This window comes from Stenotrophomonas sp. 22385, from assembly GCF_052045085.1.
GTDB lineage: Bacteria > Pseudomonadota > Gammaproteobacteria > Xanthomonadales > Xanthomonadaceae > Stenotrophomonas.
In genome coordinates this window covers 94,270-113,350 of sequence record NZ_JBQEOG010000004.1, presented here as the reverse complement: position 1 = coordinate 113,350, position 19,081 = coordinate 94,270, and the positions used below count along the sequence as shown (strand labels likewise).

Below are 19,081 nucleotides of genomic sequence, written 5' to 3'. Positions count from 1 at the left end.
TGCCAGTCCACAAACAATCCTGTGGGAGTGACCATGCCCGCCTTGCAATCAACCTGGGCCCCACATCATGAACAAGCTGAGCAACAAGGTCGCACTCGTCACCGGCGCTTCGAAAGGTATTGGCGCTGGCATAGCCCGCCGCCTTGCCAGCGACGGGGCGAAGGTGGTCGTCAACTACACCACCAGCGAACGCGAGGCAGCAGCACTGGTTACCGAGATCAAGGCCGCTGGTGGAACTGCACTATCGGTCCGCGCCGACGTTCGCAACAAATCGGAGGTGGATGCGCTCATCCAGTCCACCATCGAACACTTCGGCGGGCTGGACATCGTGGTCAACAATGCAGGCATCTATCAGTTTGCTAGGATCGAAGACACCACCGAGGAGCTGTATCGCCAGCAGTTCGACCTGAATGTGCTTGGCCCGCTCCTCGTCGCTGGCGCCGCCGTGCCGCACCTGGGGCAGGGCGGGAGCCTCATCAATATCAGCTCTTTCGTTACCCGGATCCTGCCAGCCGATAGTGCGATCTACAGCGGCACCAAAGGAGCCCTCGACGCCATCACCGGCGTCCTCTCGCGCGAGCTGGGGCCGCGAGGAATCCGCGTCAATTCCGTGAACCCAGGCCTGATCGAAACCGACGGTACCCACGCCAATGGCGTGATGGGCTCGGAGTTCCAGACGTGGAACGAGCAGCAGACGCCGCTTGGCCGGATCGGACAGGTTGAAGAAATCGCGGCGATCGTCTCGTTCCTCGCATCCGGCGATGCTGGCTGGGTGTCGGGCGAGCACATCATCGCCTCGGGCGGCATGCGCTGATCTGCGGATCCGACGATGAAGCCCTTGACCATCAATACCGACGCACACGTTACAGACCCGCGCCGCTGGCCGGCCCTTGCCGTGCTGCTTACTGGCACGCTGTTGCCGCCGCTCGACTTTTTCATTGTCAATGTGACATTGCCGTCGATTCGTGCAGACCTGCACGCATCGGCAGATGTCGCGCAGTTGGTGGTGTCGATGTATGCGATGGCGTACGCCGTCACGCTGATCCTCGGTGGCCGTCTGGGCGACATCTACGGACGTCGACGTACGTTTGTAGGGGGCATGCTCGGGTTCGGGCTGGCGTCCACCCTCTGTGGCCTTGCCGACTCGGCCGCCGTGCTGGTCATTGGCCGGCTGCTACAGGGCATCTCGGCCGCCGTCATGGCGCCACAGTCCCTGGCATCCATCCATGCGCTGTTCCCGGCGAGCGAGAAGGGCCGTGCGCTCAGCCTGTATGCCGCCACGTTCGGGTTGGCTGCGGTGGGCGGCCAGCTGCTGGGGGGCGTGCTGGTCTCGACAGATCTCTGGCATACCGGCTGGCGCAGCGTCTTCCTGATCAATCTCCCCGTCATCGTGCTGGCTGTACCTGCCGCACTGATCCTGGTGCGCGAAACAAAAGGGGCGACAGGGGAGGGCATGGATTACCCCGGTGCACTGCTGCTGGCGTTGGGCGTGCTGGCGCTGGTGGTTCCGCTGATTGAGGGCCGCGAGCATGGATGGCCGTGGTGGAGCCTGGTCCTGTTGATGCTGAGCCCGGCGCTGCTCATCGCCTTCTGGCGTTACGAAAAGCACCGCGAACGAACAGGCGTTTCCGCACTGGTGCCTCCCTCGGTCATATCGGCCGCCCCCGGCTTCCGCCTTGGCCTGCTGGCAGCGGTCCTGTTCTATGCGCTGGCAGCGTTCTTCCTTACCTTCGCGGTCTACCAACAGGCCGGGCTCGGCCGGAATGCACTGGCAGCGGGGCTGGCGATTCTTCCGCTCGGGATCGGCCAGTTGTTGGGGCCCACGTGCGGGCTGAGGCTCTCGCGATGGTTGGGTTCAAGCGCAGCTTCGTTCGGTATGAGCCTGGAGGTCGCGGGCCTGCTCCTGGCGGCGGGGTTGGCGGCGACGGGCAAGCCGCTTCTGCTCCAACTTCCTCTGTTCCTCATTGGTATTGGACAGGGTATGGCGCTCCCTGCGCTGGTGCGACTGAACGTTGATCGGGTGGACCCTCGTTGGGCAGGCCTGGCAGCGGGCAGTGTCAGCGCCGCGATGCAACTTGGCGCTGCGCTCTCAGTCGCGTTGGTGGGCGGGGTCTTCTTCTCCCTCGCACCTGACGGAGCAAGTGCGGACGAGGTCAGGTCAGGCTTCGCTGTGGCCTGCCTGATGATCGCAATGGCGATGGGGACGGCGGCGATTCTCTGCAGCAGGCTTGCCGCTACCGCCCCAGAACCGGGCATGACGCCGGAGGGTGGGATCGGTTCCCAAACGCACGCAGCGGCAGATGCACACCCGCCCATTAATGTGCACAATCCCCCCGGAACCGGGCATGACGCCGGGTAAGCTCCATGCCACGTCCGGGGGGACGGCAAGGAGCAGGACAACAGGGGGATATACATAATGGATTCGCTCTATCCGGCGGGGCCGTCGGCCGTGCCCGCGCAGCTCACCGCACCCAGCTCCGCCTACCGCCGCCATGCATGGCTGGCCGTGGCCGGTCTGCTCGGTTTCGCCATCGCGTACTTTGCCTTGATGGGCTGGTTCGGCTGGACCGCCTACCGGGTGTTGCGCACCCTGCTGGCCGGCGACAGCGGAAACTCGCTGGCCAACGTCATCGTCGGTGCGTTCGCCCTGTTCCTGGCCGCCTTCATGGCCAAGGGCCTGATCTTCCTCAAGCGTGGCCAGGCCTCCAAGGACATGGAGCTCAAGCCGGCAGACCAGCCCGAGCTGTTCGCCTTCCTGCACCGACTGGCCGACGAAGCCGGCGCGCCGCGTCCCAAGCACGTGTACCTGTCGCCACGGGTCAACGCGGGCGTCTTCTATGACCTCTCACTGGTCAACCTGCTGCTGCCCTCGCGCAAGAACCTGGACATCGGCCTGCCGCTGGTGAACGCACTGAATCTGGGCGAGTTCAAAGCCGTGCTGGCCCACGAATTCGGCCACTTCGCCCAGCGCACCATGGCGGTGGGGCGGTGGGTGTACGTGGCCCACCAGATCGCCAGCCAGCTGGTGGCCCGGCGCGATGCGCTCGACACCATCCTGGCCACCGTTTCGCGCCTGGACCTGCGCATCGCGTGGGTGGGTTGGCTGCTGTCGCTGATCGTGTGGGCCATCCGCTCGCTGGTGGATACGGCCTTCAGCGTGGTGGCGCTGTCCGAGCGCGCCCTGTCGCGCGAAATGGAGTACCAGGCCGACCTGGTGGCCGCCTCGCTGGCCGGCAGCGATGCCCTGGTGCATGCCTTGCACCGCTTGGGCGCGGCCGACGATGCCTGGGGCAGGACGCTCAGCTTTGCTTCGCGCGAATTCGCCGCCGGCCATGCCGTGGCCGACCTGTTCGCCGTGCAGACCCGGATGCTGGCCAACCTGCGCCGGGTCTCGCCCGACCCCCTGTATGCCGAGCCGCCGCAGCTGCCCGAGCGTGAGCGCGAACAGCACCGCGTGTTCCGCCAGGCCATGGTGCGTGCACCGGAAATGTGGTCCACGCACCCGGCCAACGTAGACCGCGAAAACAACCTCAAGCGCCGCTACGTGGAAGCGGCCATCGACGAACGCCCGGCCATGCTGCTGTTCCGCGACGCCGACGCGCTCAAGCACCAGCTTTCCCGCGACATGCTGCGCGAAACCCCGCCGGCCTTTGAAGACGGTGAAGAATCGCTGCGCCGGCTGGATGCCGAATTCGACATCCGCGCCCTGCAGCAGCGCTACCAGGGCACCTACCTGCGCCGCTCGTTCGTCCGCGGCGTGGCCACCCCGGCCGAGCTCTTCCTGCACACCCTTGCGCCGCTGAACGACGCCCAGATCCGCGAGCGAATCACCACCCTCTACGCGCCCGCCCATGGCAAGGCGCTGCAGCAGCTGCAGCTGCTGGAGGACGAGCGCGCCACGCTGGAGGCTGCCCGCGCCGGACACCTGCGCGCATCGGGCAACCGCGTGCATTGGCGCGACCAGGTGCTTGACACCTCGCGCCTGGGCCCGGTGATCACCACGCTGGATGCGGAGATCGCCCCCCTGCGCCAAACCGTGACGAAGCACGACCAGGAATGCCGCAGCCTGCACCGGCTGGCCGCACGCCGCAGCGGGGCAGAGTGGGAGGCACTGCTGGAAGGGCAGGTGGCCCTGCTGCACTTCTGTGAGCACACCGAAGCCGACCTGCGTGACGGGTACGGGGTGTTCGTCAACGTGCTGCAGGTAGTGACCGCCGACAAACGCGTTTCCAGGAACGAGCTGCGCCGGCTGATCGTGGCTGCCGGCCGCGTGCAGCAGGCCCTGGTCTTCATCTACGACAGCGCCCGCAGCTGCGTGATCGATGAGACCGTGATCGCGCACGGCGGCAAGCCGCTGGCGGAAGCCCTGGGCAAGCTGGGCCTCGCCACGCCGGCAGAGGGCAACATGGACAACTGGATCCAGCACGCGAGCGACTGGGTCAACCACACCTGCAACGTGCTGTCGCAGCTGCGCGCGGCAACGCTGGAAGCGCTGCTGGCCAACGAAGACGCCGTGGTGGAACGGCTGGATTCGGGCGAACTGGCACCCGCTGCGCCGGCCCCTTCGCGGCCCCCCAAGGGCTACCCGGTGCTGCTGCCCGGCCAGGAGCGCAAGCTGCAGACCAAGCTGGGCTGGTGGGACCGGTTCCAGACCGCAGACGGCTGGGCCGCCGGCGCCGCCCGCGCTACGGCCGCAGCCGCCATCGTGGTGGGCGTGCTGGTGTTCGGCATGCTTACCGGCAGTGCCACGGTCTCGCTGTACAACGGCCTTGCCACCCCGGTGCAGGTCACTATCGACGGCAAGACCGTCGCACTGGCGCCGCTGGAGAGTGCCACCCTGGATGTGGACCCCGGTACCGCGCACAAGGTGGTCACCCATACCGCAGACGGGCAGCTGATCGAGTCTTTCGACAGTGAACGCATGACCGGCCGCTCGCACTTCACCTACAACGTGGCCGGCGCCACGCCGATGGTCCAGTGGTCGGCCGTGTATGGCGGCGCAACCGCAGACCCCGAGCGCCAGTTGGGCGCACAACGCTGGGCGGCCACCAGTGCCGACATCGTCCTCGAGGAACCGCCGGAATCCATCCAGACCCAGAAGCATTCCAATGGCGGCAAGCGCTCGGTGGTAACGGCCGTCGGCGACTTCTCGCCGCAGCGGCAGGTAGGCATGGTCTCCGATGAAAGCGAGCGCGAGGCGATGATCCTGGCGCATGCGCGCTGGGATGCGCCGGAGTCGCGCCACCTGACCACCTGGCTTGCCATGGCAGCGAAGAACCCGGCGACCCTGCAGGGCATCATCGACGAGCGGCTCAAGCGCCATCCCGAAGACGTCGCAACCATGCGGATCGAACAGAAGCTCAGCGAGAGCAACGGCGTCAGCGCCGCCTGCGAACGCCACAAGCAACAGGCCGCGCGCGAACCTTCCTCTGCGCCGTTTGCCTACCTCGCCATTCGCTGCATGGCCGACAGCCCCGAGCAGGACGAAGCCTTCCTGGCCGGGCATCGCCGCTGGCCGGAGAACCCGTGGTTCGCGCTGGCCGCCGGCTACGTGCTGGCCCAACGCACCGACTGGGCCGGTGCCAACGAGGTCTGGACCCAAGCCGCGGCGGTGCCGCAGACGGCCGAGTTCACCGCGCTGGAACTGGCGCGCGTGCGGCGCATGCTGGGTGCCAGCAATGGCGCACTTGCAGCGCTGGCCAGGGAATCGACCCTGCTGGCCAACATGCTGGCCCTGGAAAGCAACGAAGCCGACGGCACGCCCTATGAGGCGTACTACCAGCTCGACCAGGGCGAGTACCAGCGCGCATTGAGCCTGGCCGAGACCGACGCCGAACTACTGCCACGCATCGTCCGCCTGGTAGCCGCTTCCGACGGCGCGCAGGGCGACTGGGTCAAGCAGGCCATGGGGCTGCCGGAAGAGCAGGGGATTGATCCGGATTCGGTGTGGAGCATGTGGGCATTGGCTCTGCGGCACGGCGGCAACGAAGCGGCGTGGCGCGGGAAGGTGCTGGCCACCGATCCCCGGGAAGCCGCACGCGTGGTGGCGTTCGTCGATGCCGTGCGCGCCAACGCCAGCGTGCAGCAGGCAGAGAACGCACTCGGCCGCGTCAGCCCGGCCAATCGCGGCTACGCCTACACCGTTGCAGCGGTGGTGCGAGGCGAATCGTGCCCGCAGGCTTGGCGCGAAGGCGCCAAAAAGCTGCTCTTCGGCACCGAGCGCCCGCACCTGATGTAAGCCACAAGGCACGGCGAGAACCGCTCTCGCCGTGCCAAGCCGCGTAGCGCCGACCTATGCGGGACCGGGCGCCGCCTGGCGGTGGTAGGGGCGGTCGCCAGACGACCGCCCTCAAAACATCAACACCCGGTAACGCATGACCATGAACGAAGCGCTGCCGGACAACACAATGACCGCAAGGATGCGCGGAACACTGGTTGAGTGGCTACTCGTGATCACCGGCCCGGTGTCGCGCAGCTGGATTCGATTCTAGAGATGGTCAGGCGCGACCAAGAGCTGGCGGACCGTGCCGTGAAGCAAGCGGCTCTTGCCGAGCAGCAGGCGGCCCATGCCGACGGACGTCGCTAGGCGCATTACCTCGGCAGCATACCTGGCATCGACACAACCAGGCGCCATGCAGCCCACTGCCTGATGCAGTGAATCCCAGGTGATGCGTACCACCCAAGACTTCACTACGTGGAAACCGTGACGGTGCAACTCTCTTCCGTCACTTTCTTCCCCCACGAAGTGCAGGCTCTCCATGACCAACAAGCAGCTCACGACGATCAATCCACTTACCGAAGAAGTGATTGCCACCTATTCGTACATGTCAGACGACGAAGCCGCAGCGGTAGTCCAATCCAGCCACAACGCTTACCTGGAATGGCGCCTGCGCCCCCTGGACGAACGGGCCAAGGTGGTTTCCGCCATCGCCAAAGCGCTTCGCGAACGCAAGGAAGAGTTCGCCCAGCTGATGACCCGCGAGGTCGGCAAACTGATTGAAGACAGCCGCACGGAGGTGGAACTGTGCGCCGCCATCTGTGACTACACCGCCAAGCAGGGGCCTGTGGCGTTGGCGGACGAAGAGCGGGATGTAGAAGGTGCCACCGGCATCGTGACCCATTCGCCAATCGGCGTGGTGTACGGCATCCAACCCTGGAACTTCCCGGCCTACCAGGCGATCCGTTACTCCATCGCCAGCCTGATGGCAGGCAATGGCGTGCTGCTCAAGCACGCGGAAAGCTGCACCGGCAGCGGGCTGCTGCTCCGTGATATCTACGAAAGTGCCGGCCTGCCCAAGGGCCTGTTCGGCGTGCTGTTGATCACCCATGACCAGTCCAACGGCATCGTGGAGAACGACCTGGTCCGGGCCGTGACGCTGACCGGCAGCGAAACCGCAGGGCGCACCGTGGCAGCCAAGGCGGGCGCAGCGCTCAAGAAGACGGTACTCGAGCTGGGCTCCAACGACGCCTACCTCGTGCTTGACGATGCCGACCTTGATCTGGCCGTGGAGACCTGCGTCAAAGGACGCCTGTTCAACAATGGGCAGACCTGCGTCAATGCGAAGCGCTTCATCGTGACCGAGAAGAACTACGATGCCTTCGTCAGCGCCTACGCCAGTAAGTTCAAGGCGATCAAGATGGGCAACCCGAACGCCGCCGATACGCAGCTGGGCCCGCTGGTCTCCGAGGCGCAGCGTGACAAGCTGCACGAACAGGTCACAAAGAGTGTCTCGCAAGGCGCCCGCCTGCTGGTAGGCGGTGAGGTACCAGAGCGCACCGGCTGGTTCTATCCGGCCACCGTACTGGCCGACGTCGCGCCGGGGCAGGTGGCGTACGACGATGAGCTGTTCGGCCCTGCGGCCGCCATCATCCGCGCCAAGGACGATGAGGATGCGCTACGCATTGCCAATGACAGCCGCTACGGCCTGGGCGGCGGCATTTTCAGCCGCGATGTGAAGCGCGCCCGCGAGCTGGCCACCAAATACTTCGATACCGGGATGGTCTTCATCAACACCTTCGACGTTGCCTCCCCGGCGCTGCCCTTCGGCGGGGTGAAGGCATCCGGCTACGGCCGCGAGCACGGCCCGGAAGGGTTGAAGGAGTTCGTCAACGTCAAGTCGATCAAGATTCCGGCTGCCGCTTGACAGTTGACCGCGGCGCCAACAACCGGCTCTGCGGCACCGAGCGCCCTCACGTGAAGTGACGCATCCGGCAAGGTGCCAGAAACGCTTACAATCGCGTGCACCGCGCATTGACCGGTGCACGAAGAAGCGTAGTGCCACGCCATGCGTGGCTGCCCCAGGAAGAGAGCATTACAAATTGATCGCAAGCGAATGGTGTAAGTCCCTCGGTCTCATTGGCATGGCACTAGCCTTGGCACCCATGGCGTCAGCGACAGAACCAGCCCGGAACCCCGCCCCCAATCAGGAACAAATCGACCGCGCCGTAGCCCTCGCGACCTGCAAGGCCGACCGCGCAGCGTTCCGCACATTGGCCCATGAGCTACGCGACGTCGCATCCAGCCGCGAGCCCTCGGCAGGCTGGCAACCGGTCGCCCGCGAAGCGGGAGAATACGGCATGGCGCTGGGCAACATTGCCGGTGTCCTGGCGGAAATGCAGCTCACCGAACCCGTGCTCATTTTCGGCCATCCGACCAGGCGTTTGATACTGTCGCGCAGTTCCGTAGTCGCCACCTTCGATGACCCAGCCATCGGCGCAGGCCTCGCCAAGTCCATGGGCATTGAACCGGAGATGAGGCAGGGCGGTCCTGCCGGGATGCGCATTGTTGAGTCAACGCCGGAAGCCGAAGGGGATGGCATCGAGGTGAAGGCATTGATAACCTCGAGGATCGACGCCGATCATGGACCGTCCGCCGTGGCAGGGTGCCTGTACTACACCCAGTAGACGCGAAGCCACCTCGGCACCCCATTCAGCGAGTTCCCCAATGCAGTGGATTGATCTGCGCAGCGACACCGTCACCCAACCCACCCCCGCGATGCGCCAGGCCATGGCCACCGCAGAGGTGGGGGATGACGTCTACCAGGACGACCCCACCGTCATCCAGCTTGAGCGTCTGGCCGCCGACATGCTGGGCAAGGACGACGCGCTGTTCGTTCCCACGGGGGTATTCGGCAACCAGCTCGCAGTATTCACCCATTGCCGCCGGGGCGACGAAGTCATCGCCGGCGACGACTCGCACCTGGTCTGGCACGAAAACGGTGCGGCGGCGGTCATCAGTGGCGTCCAGCTGCGTACCATCGCCAGCAACCGGGGCCAGTTGGACCCCCGCGAGATCGCAGCCCGCATCCGGGTGGGGGAGGACATCCACATTCCCCGCACCGGACTGATCTGCCTGGAAAACGCGCACGGCAACGGCCGCGTGATTCCGCTGGCAACGATGGAGGCCACCGCCGCCATCGCCCGGGAACAAGGCGTTCCCATCCATCTGGACGGCGCACGCGTGTTCAATGCCGCCACCTACCTGGGCTGCGACGTGAAAGCGATCACCCAGCATGTGGACACGGTGATGTGCTGCCTTTCCAAGGGCCTGGCCGCACCGGTCGGTTCGATCCTGGCCGGGCCCGCGGCCTTCATCAAGCGCGCCCGTTACAACCGCAAGCTGCTGGGAGGAGGGTGGCGCCAGGCCGGGGTGATTGCCGCGCCGGCCATTCTTGCGCTCACCGAAATGACGCAAAGGCTGGATGTGGACCACGACAATGCAACGTACCTCGCCCAGCAGTTGGCCCAAGTGCCAAGCATTGACGTGGACATGGAAGACGTCCACATCAACATGGTGTGGTTCGCGCTACCCGAAGGCGTAGACATGCCGGGGCTGATGCAAGCCCTGGAAACCGCCGGCATACGGGCCAACGGTGCGTACGACGGCAAGATGCGCCTGGTGACCCATTGGCAGATCGACCGGGAAGCCATTGACCGGACCGTATCAGTGATCCGGAGCGTGGTGGCTGGGTGATCAGTCAGGCCGGCGCGCGACCCAGCCCCGGAAGCTGAAGGCGGCGTAGAACAGCTCCACGTCCGTGAAGCCGGCCGCCTCCAGCAACGCCACCTCGTCCTCTGCGGAGATGGCCGGCAGCTTATCGGCCATGACCGCAATCGACGCTTCGTCCCGCTCGTCCAGCACACCGTTGATCGACGCGAATGCAGCTGAGCGGCGAAGCCAGCGCATACGGGCTTTCGGCGCATAGCTGTGGTGGGCGACCACCAGCAGACCACCAGGCCGGAGGCGCTGGAACAACCCTCGCAGGGTCTTCAGCCGCGCATCCGGGTCAAGGAAGTGCAGCGTCAGCAAGCAGGTAGCGCCGTCAAACTCACGCTGCGGCGCATCTTCGATGACGCCCTCCACCAGCACAGCACGCGAGGCGTTCGCGCCCAGGGTTTCCCGTGCAAGTTCCAGCATCGGAAGTGAAGGATCTACGCCAACAAACCGCCAGCCCGGCTGCGCCTGGGCAAACGCGTGGAGCTCCAGCCCGCCCCCGGCACCCAGCACCAGCACCTCGCCCGTTGGCGGAACGGATTCGGCCAGCAGGAGGTGGGTCATGCGATGGAGCGCCGCCATGCCAGGTACCTTGGCTTGGGCGGTTTGCTGATAGCTGCTGACTGCGGAGGGATCCTTGAACGTCGACATGGATACTCGGCCTGCTCGGGCCCATTGATATGTAACCTCAATTGTTACATACGCGGACGTGCCTTGGTGGGCCACGCGTTAACGCTCACCAGAGAATGACCGCTACTAACCGGAATCGGATATCAGGACTCCTAGAGCGGCTGGTCCGGTGCTAAGCTTCGCTATCGACCCATACGGGATATCGCTGTGTCCTTACGTCTTCTGCCCGCATGACTAAACGAATGCACGAGAAGCGTGATGAACTCGCGCAGGCGTCAGCGGCACTTAGAGACGAGCTGCTTGCCAAAGGGGTTCCCCCAGCTTGCAGCGGCAGCCGATGGAGAATTGGTCCGATGTGTTGGCGGAGCTGCAGAAAGCATGCCCCGGTCATTCTGCCAAAGCTATGCAGATGCCCTCCGCAGAGCGTTCTGGGAGAACAGATGGCTTTGGTCTGCTTCTAACCGGAAAAGGACACCGGGGCTACTTAAGCGACTGGTCAGGTACCAACGTTCGCTTTCGACCCTTAGCAGACAAGTGCATGAATGAGCTGCCGACAGGCATCCCGCAGTACACTAAGACTGCCGATTGCGGTTAGCGACGAAGTAACTCCTCCAGCGCAGTGAGTCGTTCGGTCAGCTCCTGATGGAACTGACCCTCATCGCTATGCGCTACGGCAAGTCTCGCTTGTTCCGTTGCGCCAGGGATGTCCCCTTCGTGCTTTAGAGAGCGGCTCAACATGTCGAAGTACGACGCTAGGTGCCTTGCTGCGCGCGAATCACGCTGTGCCTCTGCCAGGGCATCCCGAGCTGTTTGGATTGACTGCGGTAGCTCAAGTGCCAACTCAGCCTCGGCCCGGCGATAGAGCAGCCAGTGGTTAACCTGTCCAGCCGGAACCGCGGCAATCACCTGCAACGCACGGGCCGGTTCTCCAGCAATTGTGAAAACTTTCGCAATCCCGCGAGCGGAAAATGAGTCTGGCTCTCCCGCCGCGAGCAGCGCTTCAGCGTAAATGAGGCTCAATCCCGACAACCTCCTTGCCAGCGCCGCATCTCCAGAACGCTGCGCACTCTGCGCGACATTGGCAAGCGATTCGCTTACGCTTAGTAGGTGCCTCCTTCCGATCGATACAGGTGAGACCTCGAACATATCTCCAACGGCGCTAACCAACGCAAAGCTGATAAGCGGATGCTTGTAGCTGAACTTCGAGGTAAAGGCGAAGAAGGCGTCATAAAACTGGTCGAGCCCTTCGAGAGCTGATTGGCTTATCACTTCACCAAGTGCCTGTATGCTTCTCTCGTCTTCATTTAGCTGTTCAGCCACCTCAGCGTAGGAGCGCAGGTTGCTTAACGCTGCCATAGCTACGCGCAAAGGCACACTCGTTGGATCGCTCACGATCTGCATGATCAGATAGCGCAATGACTGCTCGCCAGCCTGCCTTGCCTGCTCTGTAGCGTCGTGCTGCGCGCCCAAGTGTGCAATCTGGCCATGCGTCGCGTGCCACGTGGGCTCCAACTCGAGCAACTGCCGGAATGTAGCTAGTGCCTTGTCTATCTCACCACAGCGGCGATAGGCCTTGCCAAGATGATGCGAAAGCTCCGCCCTGTTTCTACCCTCAGCACCACCCAAGGCAGTCTCGTACTCCTGAGCGCATTCCGCGTAGTAGTCGGTACGACTCTGGCGATCCAGGGTGTAGGCGTACTGCTCGCGCGCATCGATCGTGGATACGAGCGCAGCAAGGGTGCCGTCAGGAATTATCGGCCGGCCGGCGTAGGCAGAAAAGACCTCTTGCTTAACCTCCTCGATCTGCAGCAAGGCATATAGTAGCCAATCTGGATCACGCTCTCCGCGTCGATGGTGCTCTGCCAGCAGCTGCGTTCGAGACAGATGAATCTGACGCAGCGCGGATGGGGTCATCTCCCCTTGCAGCTGCTCGATATAGCGCTCGACCTCTGTAACCAGGTCACCCGTGCCGTCGGCCGTTCGAGCGGCTCGACACACCAAGTCATGGACGAGCAGGACGCCAGTCGCACTCGCCGGCGACAGGAACGCTAGCTTCTGAAGCTCCAACTTTGGCACGTGACGGATGAAGTGGGTAAGGAAGTCTCCGTCATGCATCGTTAGGCCGGTATTCGCAATTCTCTCCAAAGCAGCAAGAGGCGCGCCATCGAGTCGGCGCAGAATGCCCCTTAGGATGGAGACGCCGTCGTCTCCACTCAGCGCGTCCGGAGCCGCCAGCACTTCCCCGTAGAATGCATCGCGTGGGATGCCCTGGGAGTCTATAACGCTTTTTGCAGTAGCCAATATCAGGGGCAAGAATCCACACGCGTCAACGAAACGCTTACCGATCTCCCTTGCCTGTGCGGGGTCTTCGCCGAGAATTCGCATGGCTACTTCCTCGGACACCCGCGGTATTGGCACATGCGAAGGTGCACCAGGAACAGCTACCTGGGACGTGACGATCACCACACCGCCTTTGTCGAACCCGGGCTGAAGCTCCGCGAACACAGCGGGATCCACTGCCTGATCAAGCCGGTCGATCACCAGGATGGTTTTGGCTGAATTGAAGCTCCCCACTACGTTCAAGGGCTTTCCGCCTCGCTGTCGCGTTACGGCAGAGAGCGGGATGTTGGGATGCCAATCGCCACCGGCTAGCCAGACGTAGTTATCGAAGTTCCTTTCTTCCTGGTGAACGAAATCGATGGCAGCTTGTGTCTTGCCCGAGCCACTCAATCCATGCAGAACTGCTACCAAGCATCCTCCCGCGAAGTGATTGCGCAGAGCAACGATGACAGCTTCGTTTGATTGATGATTTGCACATTGGGCCGGCAGGCGACCGAAGTATTCGAAGTTGTCGAGAGCTTGGCCAAACTCGGGAAAGAACTCTCTAAAAAAGGCCGCCGCGTCCGGCCTCTCGACGGCAAGTTCGTAGATGCGCTTGGCAAGCTCCCGCGCATCTAGGATGATCAGCGCATGCCCAAATTCTTGCGCCATAGCGGTGCGATTGAACTTTGACCGGAAGGAAGGAATCTCCTCCTCTGTTGACATCAGATAGATTTTGGTCTCACCGGTGCGAGGCCGATGCTTCTCGGCACTTCGTACATCCTTCTCAATCTTTTCGTAGACGGGCGCTTCCTCCTTGCCGGTGTTCTTGAAGTAGCCACCCTCGGTGCTGTATTGGGCAATTACCGTCGAATCGTCGGAGAAGGAGTCGACGGTATAACCGACAAACTTGTGCTCTTTGTTGATGCCGTGATGCACAAGCCTCTTGTTCTCCAATAGCTCGATCAGCCCGTGTCCAGCCAGTTCCAAATGCGTTGGATCCATGGCCGAGATCTCGTCGATCAATCGATTGATAATCCGCTTCTTGATGGATTCGAATAGCATCGACAATCCGCCTCTAGTCTGCTTTGCTGGAATGCTACAGAACTTCTGTTCGCGAGAGCCGTTTCCCTTGGCACTGGGGAACCATCAATGCACAGGCGTGACAAGCTTTCTGCTACTAGTCGGGCCTAGGGCTGCATCCGGCCGCCCCTCGATCTTACTCGGTCGAGGAGCAGGCGTATTGGGCTTAGACATCCGTTTGCTCGGCGATATCTAAGGCGTCAGCCACCTCGATGCCTAGGTAGCGCACCGGGCTCTCTAGCTTCGTATGCCCCGGCAATAGCTGGACCGCTCTGAGGTTTCGCGTCCGGCGGTAGATCAACGAAGCTTTGGTCCTGCGCATCGTGTGGGGGCCGTAGGAACCGGACTCAAGCCAGGCTTCTTCCACCCAGCGATGGACAATCCTAGCGTACTGCCTCGTTGACAGGTGGGGCGAGTCTAGTATTCGGCTAGTGAAAAGGAAACCCGAGCTCGTGACATCAGCATAGGTGATCAATGCCTGTACGGCTTCCTGTGTAAGTTGGGTGATCTCGAAGTGGACTGGCCGGCTGGTCTTCTGCTGCATGACCGTGGCGCGAGACGCTATCTGTCCGCCGTGTGCGACGTCCGACACCGGCAGCTTTACCAAATCGCAAGCGCGGAGCGCGGAATCGATCGCGAGATTGCACAGAGCGAGATCACGGAACTTGCGGCCAAGTTGTAGCCTGATGCGGATTGCCCAAATGTCTTCCAGCTTGAGCGGCGCCTTCTGGCCGATCAGCTTTCCTTTGTTGCAAGGCTCGTGCGGCTGAGGTGTGCCAAGGATTGCCATGACTAACTCCTGGTGGAGGGTAGGTCAGGCTCATCCCAAGGACAGAAGCATCCCGTGAGTATGTCGTGATGCGACCCAAGGCGGACGTCAATCTGCCTTCGGCCTGACATCCGGCGAGGCCTTCAGCACTACTTCTGGGTCCGGCTATGCATCGGCTTGCTAGCCGGACCCAGCAGGCCTAAGATCGAGCTCTATCAAGGGGACAGCCCACCATATGGTGGGTTGTGGATACGTCGTATAACCGGACCCAGGGATCCGGCTACTAGGTAGTTAGGCAGCAGGGGGAGATGGTGGATAGCCGAAGTATCTTTGAAAGACTGACACGATCCGAGCCAATCAATCTCGCAGATCTCCCAGAAGAGTTCGGTGTCTACGCTCTTTGGGATCATGAAAGACAAATCCGGTACATCGGTAGCACACCAAAAGCCACCGAGGGATTCCGCACCAGGATTTACAGCAAGCACGCCACCGGCAGCGAAGGTCGCAGCCACAAGTTCACGCAAGCGTATTGCACCGGCCGTATGTGGCGTTACTGCAAGAAGCTTGATAACCCAGCTGCCGCTCGCGAGCAGTCCGCCTCAGATGCGGACGCGGCTAAGAAGTTGAGAAACGCCTTTATTCGTAAGCACTGTCGGGCGAGCTACGTATCCATACCTCGTAGCTATCTGCCAGAGCCATACTTCGCAAACCTCACTTCATTGGAGTTCCAGCTTCAGGCTATGGCGCCTTCAGGCATGCGGGCTTGGGAGGGCATCGGGTTTCGGCCTCTACCAGAACCAGCCCCTCTCGTGGATCGCTTGTTGGCTGAACTACCTCACTTTGCAGCAGGCGCTGAAAGGCAACATGCCATCTATAAGGCGCACGTGCTTTGCACTGCTGCCTAACAATTCATTCAAGCCGATGCTCCGCGGCCCGGCTTAATTCAGGCGTTAGATGCCTATGACAGTTCGCGACCTATCCATCATCGATGGCCTCGACCCTAAGACTATTGAAGAAGCGCTTGCAGTCTTGCGCCGCGAGTCTGATCGGGGCGCGGTCTTGGTGGCAATTGCGATCCTAGATAGCGTCTTCGCAAGCCGGTTGGAACAGCTTTTCAGCCATGGAAATTCCGACGCACGCTCTCGCCTATTAACTAGATCGTTCAACTCATTCGCGTCAAAGGTTGATCTGGCTTACTGCGTTGGAATGACCCCAAAGCAGCTGTACCAGGATATCCGCCTTCTCAACAAGCTGCGCAATCAATGCGCGCATGAGTGGGGAGATTTTCGCATTACCCAACAGATAGTTGATACCGACATTGAGCCAATGATGGTAAAACATGCGCTCAATGCGGCAAATGAGGTCCAACCGATCCTGTTCCCACCAGGCGCTGCGCCTAAGCAAGTACTCGTCAGTACCCTTGCGGCGTTGATTACCTTTGCGAGCCTGTTCAAGCCCCTCCCCAAAGCGGCCGTCACGGAGGGAACAGGTGACGGCATCTAACGATTCATTCAAGCCGAAGCCGCTTTGTGGCTCGGTTTAGTTCAGGCGTTGGGCGATGTCCGCTTCTGGCCGAAAGCGGACACCGGGCCGATTGCGGCCGCCGGGAAGGATGGAAATCTCGGCCACCGACCCATTGCGAACGTTCTTTGAGCCACAAGTCACATCGATCAGGTAGCCGGGGGAAGCTTTGGACATCACTGAGCGCATCAAGCAGGAGCGAGGACAGGACACTATCGCCGGGATACTTCCTGGTGCTGCTTCAGCGTCCGTGACCGACTTTGCCAGGAGTTTTGGACTGCTGGACTCGTCGGAATGCTACGAAGAGAATGATGCTGTCGAGGCAGCTAAGGTCATAGAGAACGTCCTTCATAGGGACATGGCCTACAACACCGAGATCATGCCTTTTTCCCTCGCCCGTGAGCTTTCGGGAGAGTTCGTAGCGGCGTTCGCTGGCAGCGATGCGCGCTTCTTCACAAATGGTGAGTGGGGGCGCTCAACAGGGGCACTTGGTGTTGGCTGGACTCCAGTCACGTCCGCAACGTTCGACATTGGTGTATTGGTCGTGTCCGATCAGACGGTTGGATGCGTATGTTGCATGGATGAGGATTGAGGCTGCGTTGGTGCCAATGTCCGCTATTGGCCGAAAGCTGACATGGGGAACACCTGAGCAATTCGTCCGGTGCTATTGTTGGCTATCGACCCAAAGCGGACATTGGTACGGCCACAGAGCCTGCCGTTGGCTCCTTCTACACGCTGGCTTGTTAACCGGACTTGGCCGCCCTAAGATCGAGCTTTATCAAGGCATAACTCACCATACGGTTCTTTGTGGATAGGCCATATAAGCAGCCCCACGGGTCCGGCTGTAAGGTAGTTGTGCGCTAACGGGGGATTGATGCTCAACGACTGCATATTTGAAGGTGCGCAGTGGGATGCGACTAAGGAGCAAGCGAAAGCCATCCTAGTTGATGTTGCTACCCGCAGAGGCAGAATTACCTACTCTGAGCTCGTCGGCCAGATCAGTGCGCTCAAACTAGAGTCACATGACGCGCGGCTGTTTCATCTTCTCGGAGAGATCAGCAGCGACGAGGAAAAAGGCGGGCGAGGCATGCTTACTGCTATCGTCGTACACAAATATGGTGACATGCTGCCCGGACCAGGGTTCTTCGAGTTGGCCAAATCTCTGGGAAAGAACACTAAGGACCCATTGGCTTGCTGGATATCTGAGTTTAATAAGGTGCATGACTACTGGGCCAACAAGCATCGACGTTCATAACAGTTCAATCAACCCGCCACCACATCGCCGGCAGGCGTAGTTGAGGCGTTAGGCCACCAATGGAGGTTACCGTGATTGATACAAGTTACTTGGAAAAGGTCATGGCCATGAATGATCAGGAGTTTTTAGAGATTGCGGAGGCCGGAGAGAAATTTGTCTTGGTGAATGTTGTTCCGGTTGCTGGCTCGTCAGAATGGACCATCTTCGGTCCTTATGGTGTCTACGCCTCCTCCTCTGGGAAGCGAACCTTCTCGGATCTTGCCGCTGCGCACGCCCAGCTGGCCAAGTGGGGAATTAGCGAGTTTTTCCAAGTAGGTGAGCTCAGAGTTTTTCCTGCCCCAGCGGATCAATAGTTCATTCAAAACTACGCCACTTCGCGGCGCCGCTTAAGTCGGGCGTTCAATATCCACTTTTGGTCAACTAGAGACAGTTGGCTAGCTTTGCCAGGCTTGGATCGTATTGCTCAAATGTTTGTGACCTAACCCATCGACGTTGCGGGAGGGGCTAACAAACATCTATACCTTGAAAGGCGCTCCTTAAATTGGCACTGGCTCATTGAGGTGTGGCGCTGTTCTCAATAAGAATGTAGAACACACAGGCGAATGCACTACTAGCTCAGCAGCCAGGACAGTGTCGCCAACCAGTCCATCTCGGCTGACGCAGCTTCGCTGCGCCGCCTACTTCAGGTGTTACAAATTCAAAAATGGCCAATCCAGCCTTTGCAAAAAGTGCCTATAGGCTCCAAAACTCTATTGTTCGCGAACTTAACAACGCTCACATATTTTTAGAGCAGATCGTCCCGGTCTTGGGTGATGCGAAGACGGTGTACGGCAAGAGCACGTCAAGAAAAGACAAGCGCTATTACGTCCCGTCGACAAAGAAAGGGAGATTTGCGGAGCGAACTGATGCTGAACTAAAAGGCATCTATGATCAGTACCTTGGATCTGGCTTGTACGAATCATTCCTTGTCAGCCTGGTCGCCAGATTCGAATGGTTCATTGCGGATTTGCTGATGGACTTCTTCTCGCACTATCCACTCAGAATAACGGAGAAGAACAACGGAGTTCCTTCTGCCGAGAAAATTGAAGTGAAGACCCTGCTGGACTGCTCAGATAGGGATGAACTTGTTCGCAGAGTTATTTCTGGGCATGTTTCAAACGTGCTGCGCCAAAAGCCCATTATCTATTTAACCTACGTCGCAGAGATAATCGGAACGAAGAAAGACCCCAGCTTTATGGACTTCTATGAGATATCTGCCACTCGCGACTTGGTCGTACACAACGGACGCGTAGCAAACGAGACGTACCAGGCCAAGTCGGGCAAGAAGGCGCGCGCAGTCAATGGGAAGAAAGTCGATGTCGATGCTGCCTACTTTACTCACTGCATTGCTGCTATGAAGCAAGTATCTGGTGCGTTAAAGCGAGACATAGAAATAAAGTATGGCCGCAAGGGGAAGAATGTCTAGCAGCTCATTTTAGTGAGCCTGCTCCGCGGTTGTTATATTGCCACG

At 61.0% G+C, this 19,081-nt stretch carries 14 protein-coding genes; 11 read left to right on the top strand and 3 right to left on the bottom strand.

Annotated features, from left to right (window positions below; genetic code table 11):
* Positions 1-67 precede the first annotated feature (67 nt).
* The 6 genes from ACTJI4_RS09035 (at position 68) to ltaE (ending at position 9,973) form a co-directional block, all read left to right on the top strand.
* On the top strand, positions 68-814 hold the full coding sequence (locus ACTJI4_RS09035) for an SDR family NAD(P)-dependent oxidoreductase (protein WP_440869109.1): 747 nt from the start codon (positions 68-70) through the stop codon (positions 812-814).
* A gap of 15 nt (positions 815-829) precedes the next feature.
* Complete coding sequence (locus ACTJI4_RS09030) at positions 830-2,359, top strand: MFS transporter (RefSeq protein ID WP_440869108.1); 1,530 nt, start codon at positions 830-832, stop codon at positions 2,357-2,359.
* A 57-nt stretch (positions 2,360-2,416) separates the two neighbouring features.
* Complete coding sequence (locus tag ACTJI4_RS09025) at positions 2,417-6,238, top strand: M48 family metalloprotease (protein ID WP_440869107.1); 3,822 nt, start codon at positions 2,417-2,419, stop codon at positions 6,236-6,238.
* A 520-nt stretch (positions 6,239-6,758) separates the two neighbouring features.
* Positions 6,759-8,144, top strand: a complete 1,386-nt coding sequence (locus ACTJI4_RS09020; RefSeq protein ID WP_392923718.1) for an NAD-dependent succinate-semialdehyde dehydrogenase — start codon at positions 6,759-6,761, stop codon at positions 8,142-8,144.
* Between the two features lie 217 nt (positions 8,145-8,361).
* Positions 8,362-8,904 carry a hypothetical protein gene (locus tag ACTJI4_RS09015; protein WP_440869106.1) on the top strand — a complete coding sequence of 181 codons (543 nt, stop codon included), beginning with the start codon at positions 8,362-8,364 and terminating at the stop codon, positions 8,902-8,904.
* Positions 8,905-8,944: 40 nt separating this feature from the next.
* Positions 8,945-9,973, top strand: a complete 1,029-nt coding sequence (gene ltaE / locus ACTJI4_RS09010) for a low-specificity L-threonine aldolase (protein WP_440869105.1) — start codon at positions 8,945-8,947, stop codon at positions 9,971-9,973.
* On the opposite strand, the gene ACTJI4_RS09005 is transcribed toward ltaE, so the two are convergent.
* The 3 genes from ACTJI4_RS09005 to ACTJI4_RS08995 form a co-directional block, all read right to left on the bottom strand.
* Complete coding sequence (locus ACTJI4_RS09005) at positions 9,974-10,645, bottom strand: class I SAM-dependent methyltransferase (protein WP_440869104.1); 672 nt, start codon at positions 10,643-10,645, stop codon at positions 9,974-9,976.
* A 570-nt stretch (positions 10,646-11,215) separates the two neighbouring features.
* Complete coding sequence (locus tag ACTJI4_RS09000; RefSeq protein WP_440869103.1) at positions 11,216-14,008, bottom strand: hypothetical protein; 2,793 nt, start codon at positions 14,006-14,008, stop codon at positions 11,216-11,218.
* Positions 14,009-14,192: 184 nt separating this feature from the next.
* Positions 14,193-14,816: a tyrosine-type recombinase/integrase gene (locus ACTJI4_RS08995; protein WP_440869102.1), complete on the bottom strand. Its 624-nt coding sequence runs from the start codon at positions 14,814-14,816 to the stop codon at positions 14,193-14,195.
* Between the two features lie 939 nt (positions 14,817-15,755).
* Between ACTJI4_RS08995 and ACTJI4_RS08990 the strand changes: the two genes are divergently transcribed.
* The 5 genes from ACTJI4_RS08990 (at position 15,756) to ACTJI4_RS08970 (ending at position 19,036) form a co-directional block, all read left to right on the top strand.
* Positions 15,756-16,298 carry a hypothetical protein gene (locus tag ACTJI4_RS08990; protein ID WP_440869101.1) on the top strand — a complete coding sequence of 181 codons (543 nt, stop codon included), beginning with the start codon at positions 15,756-15,758 and terminating at the stop codon, positions 16,296-16,298.
* 187 nt (positions 16,299-16,485) lie between these two features.
* On the top strand, positions 16,486-16,908 hold the full coding sequence (locus ACTJI4_RS08985; protein WP_440869100.1) for a hypothetical protein: 423 nt from the start codon (positions 16,486-16,488) through the stop codon (positions 16,906-16,908).
* 282 nt (positions 16,909-17,190) lie between these two features.
* A complete protein-coding gene (locus tag ACTJI4_RS08980; protein ID WP_440869099.1) occupies positions 17,191-17,571 on the top strand; it encodes a hypothetical protein in 381 nt (126 codons plus the stop codon).
* A 71-nt stretch (positions 17,572-17,642) separates the two neighbouring features.
* Positions 17,643-17,924, top strand: a complete 282-nt coding sequence (locus ACTJI4_RS08975; protein ID WP_440869098.1) for a hypothetical protein — start codon at positions 17,643-17,645, stop codon at positions 17,922-17,924.
* 350 nt (positions 17,925-18,274) lie between these two features.
* A complete protein-coding gene (locus ACTJI4_RS08970; protein WP_440869097.1) occupies positions 18,275-19,036 on the top strand; it encodes a hypothetical protein in 762 nt (253 codons plus the stop codon).
* The last annotated feature ends 45 nt before the right edge of the window (positions 19,037-19,081 follow it).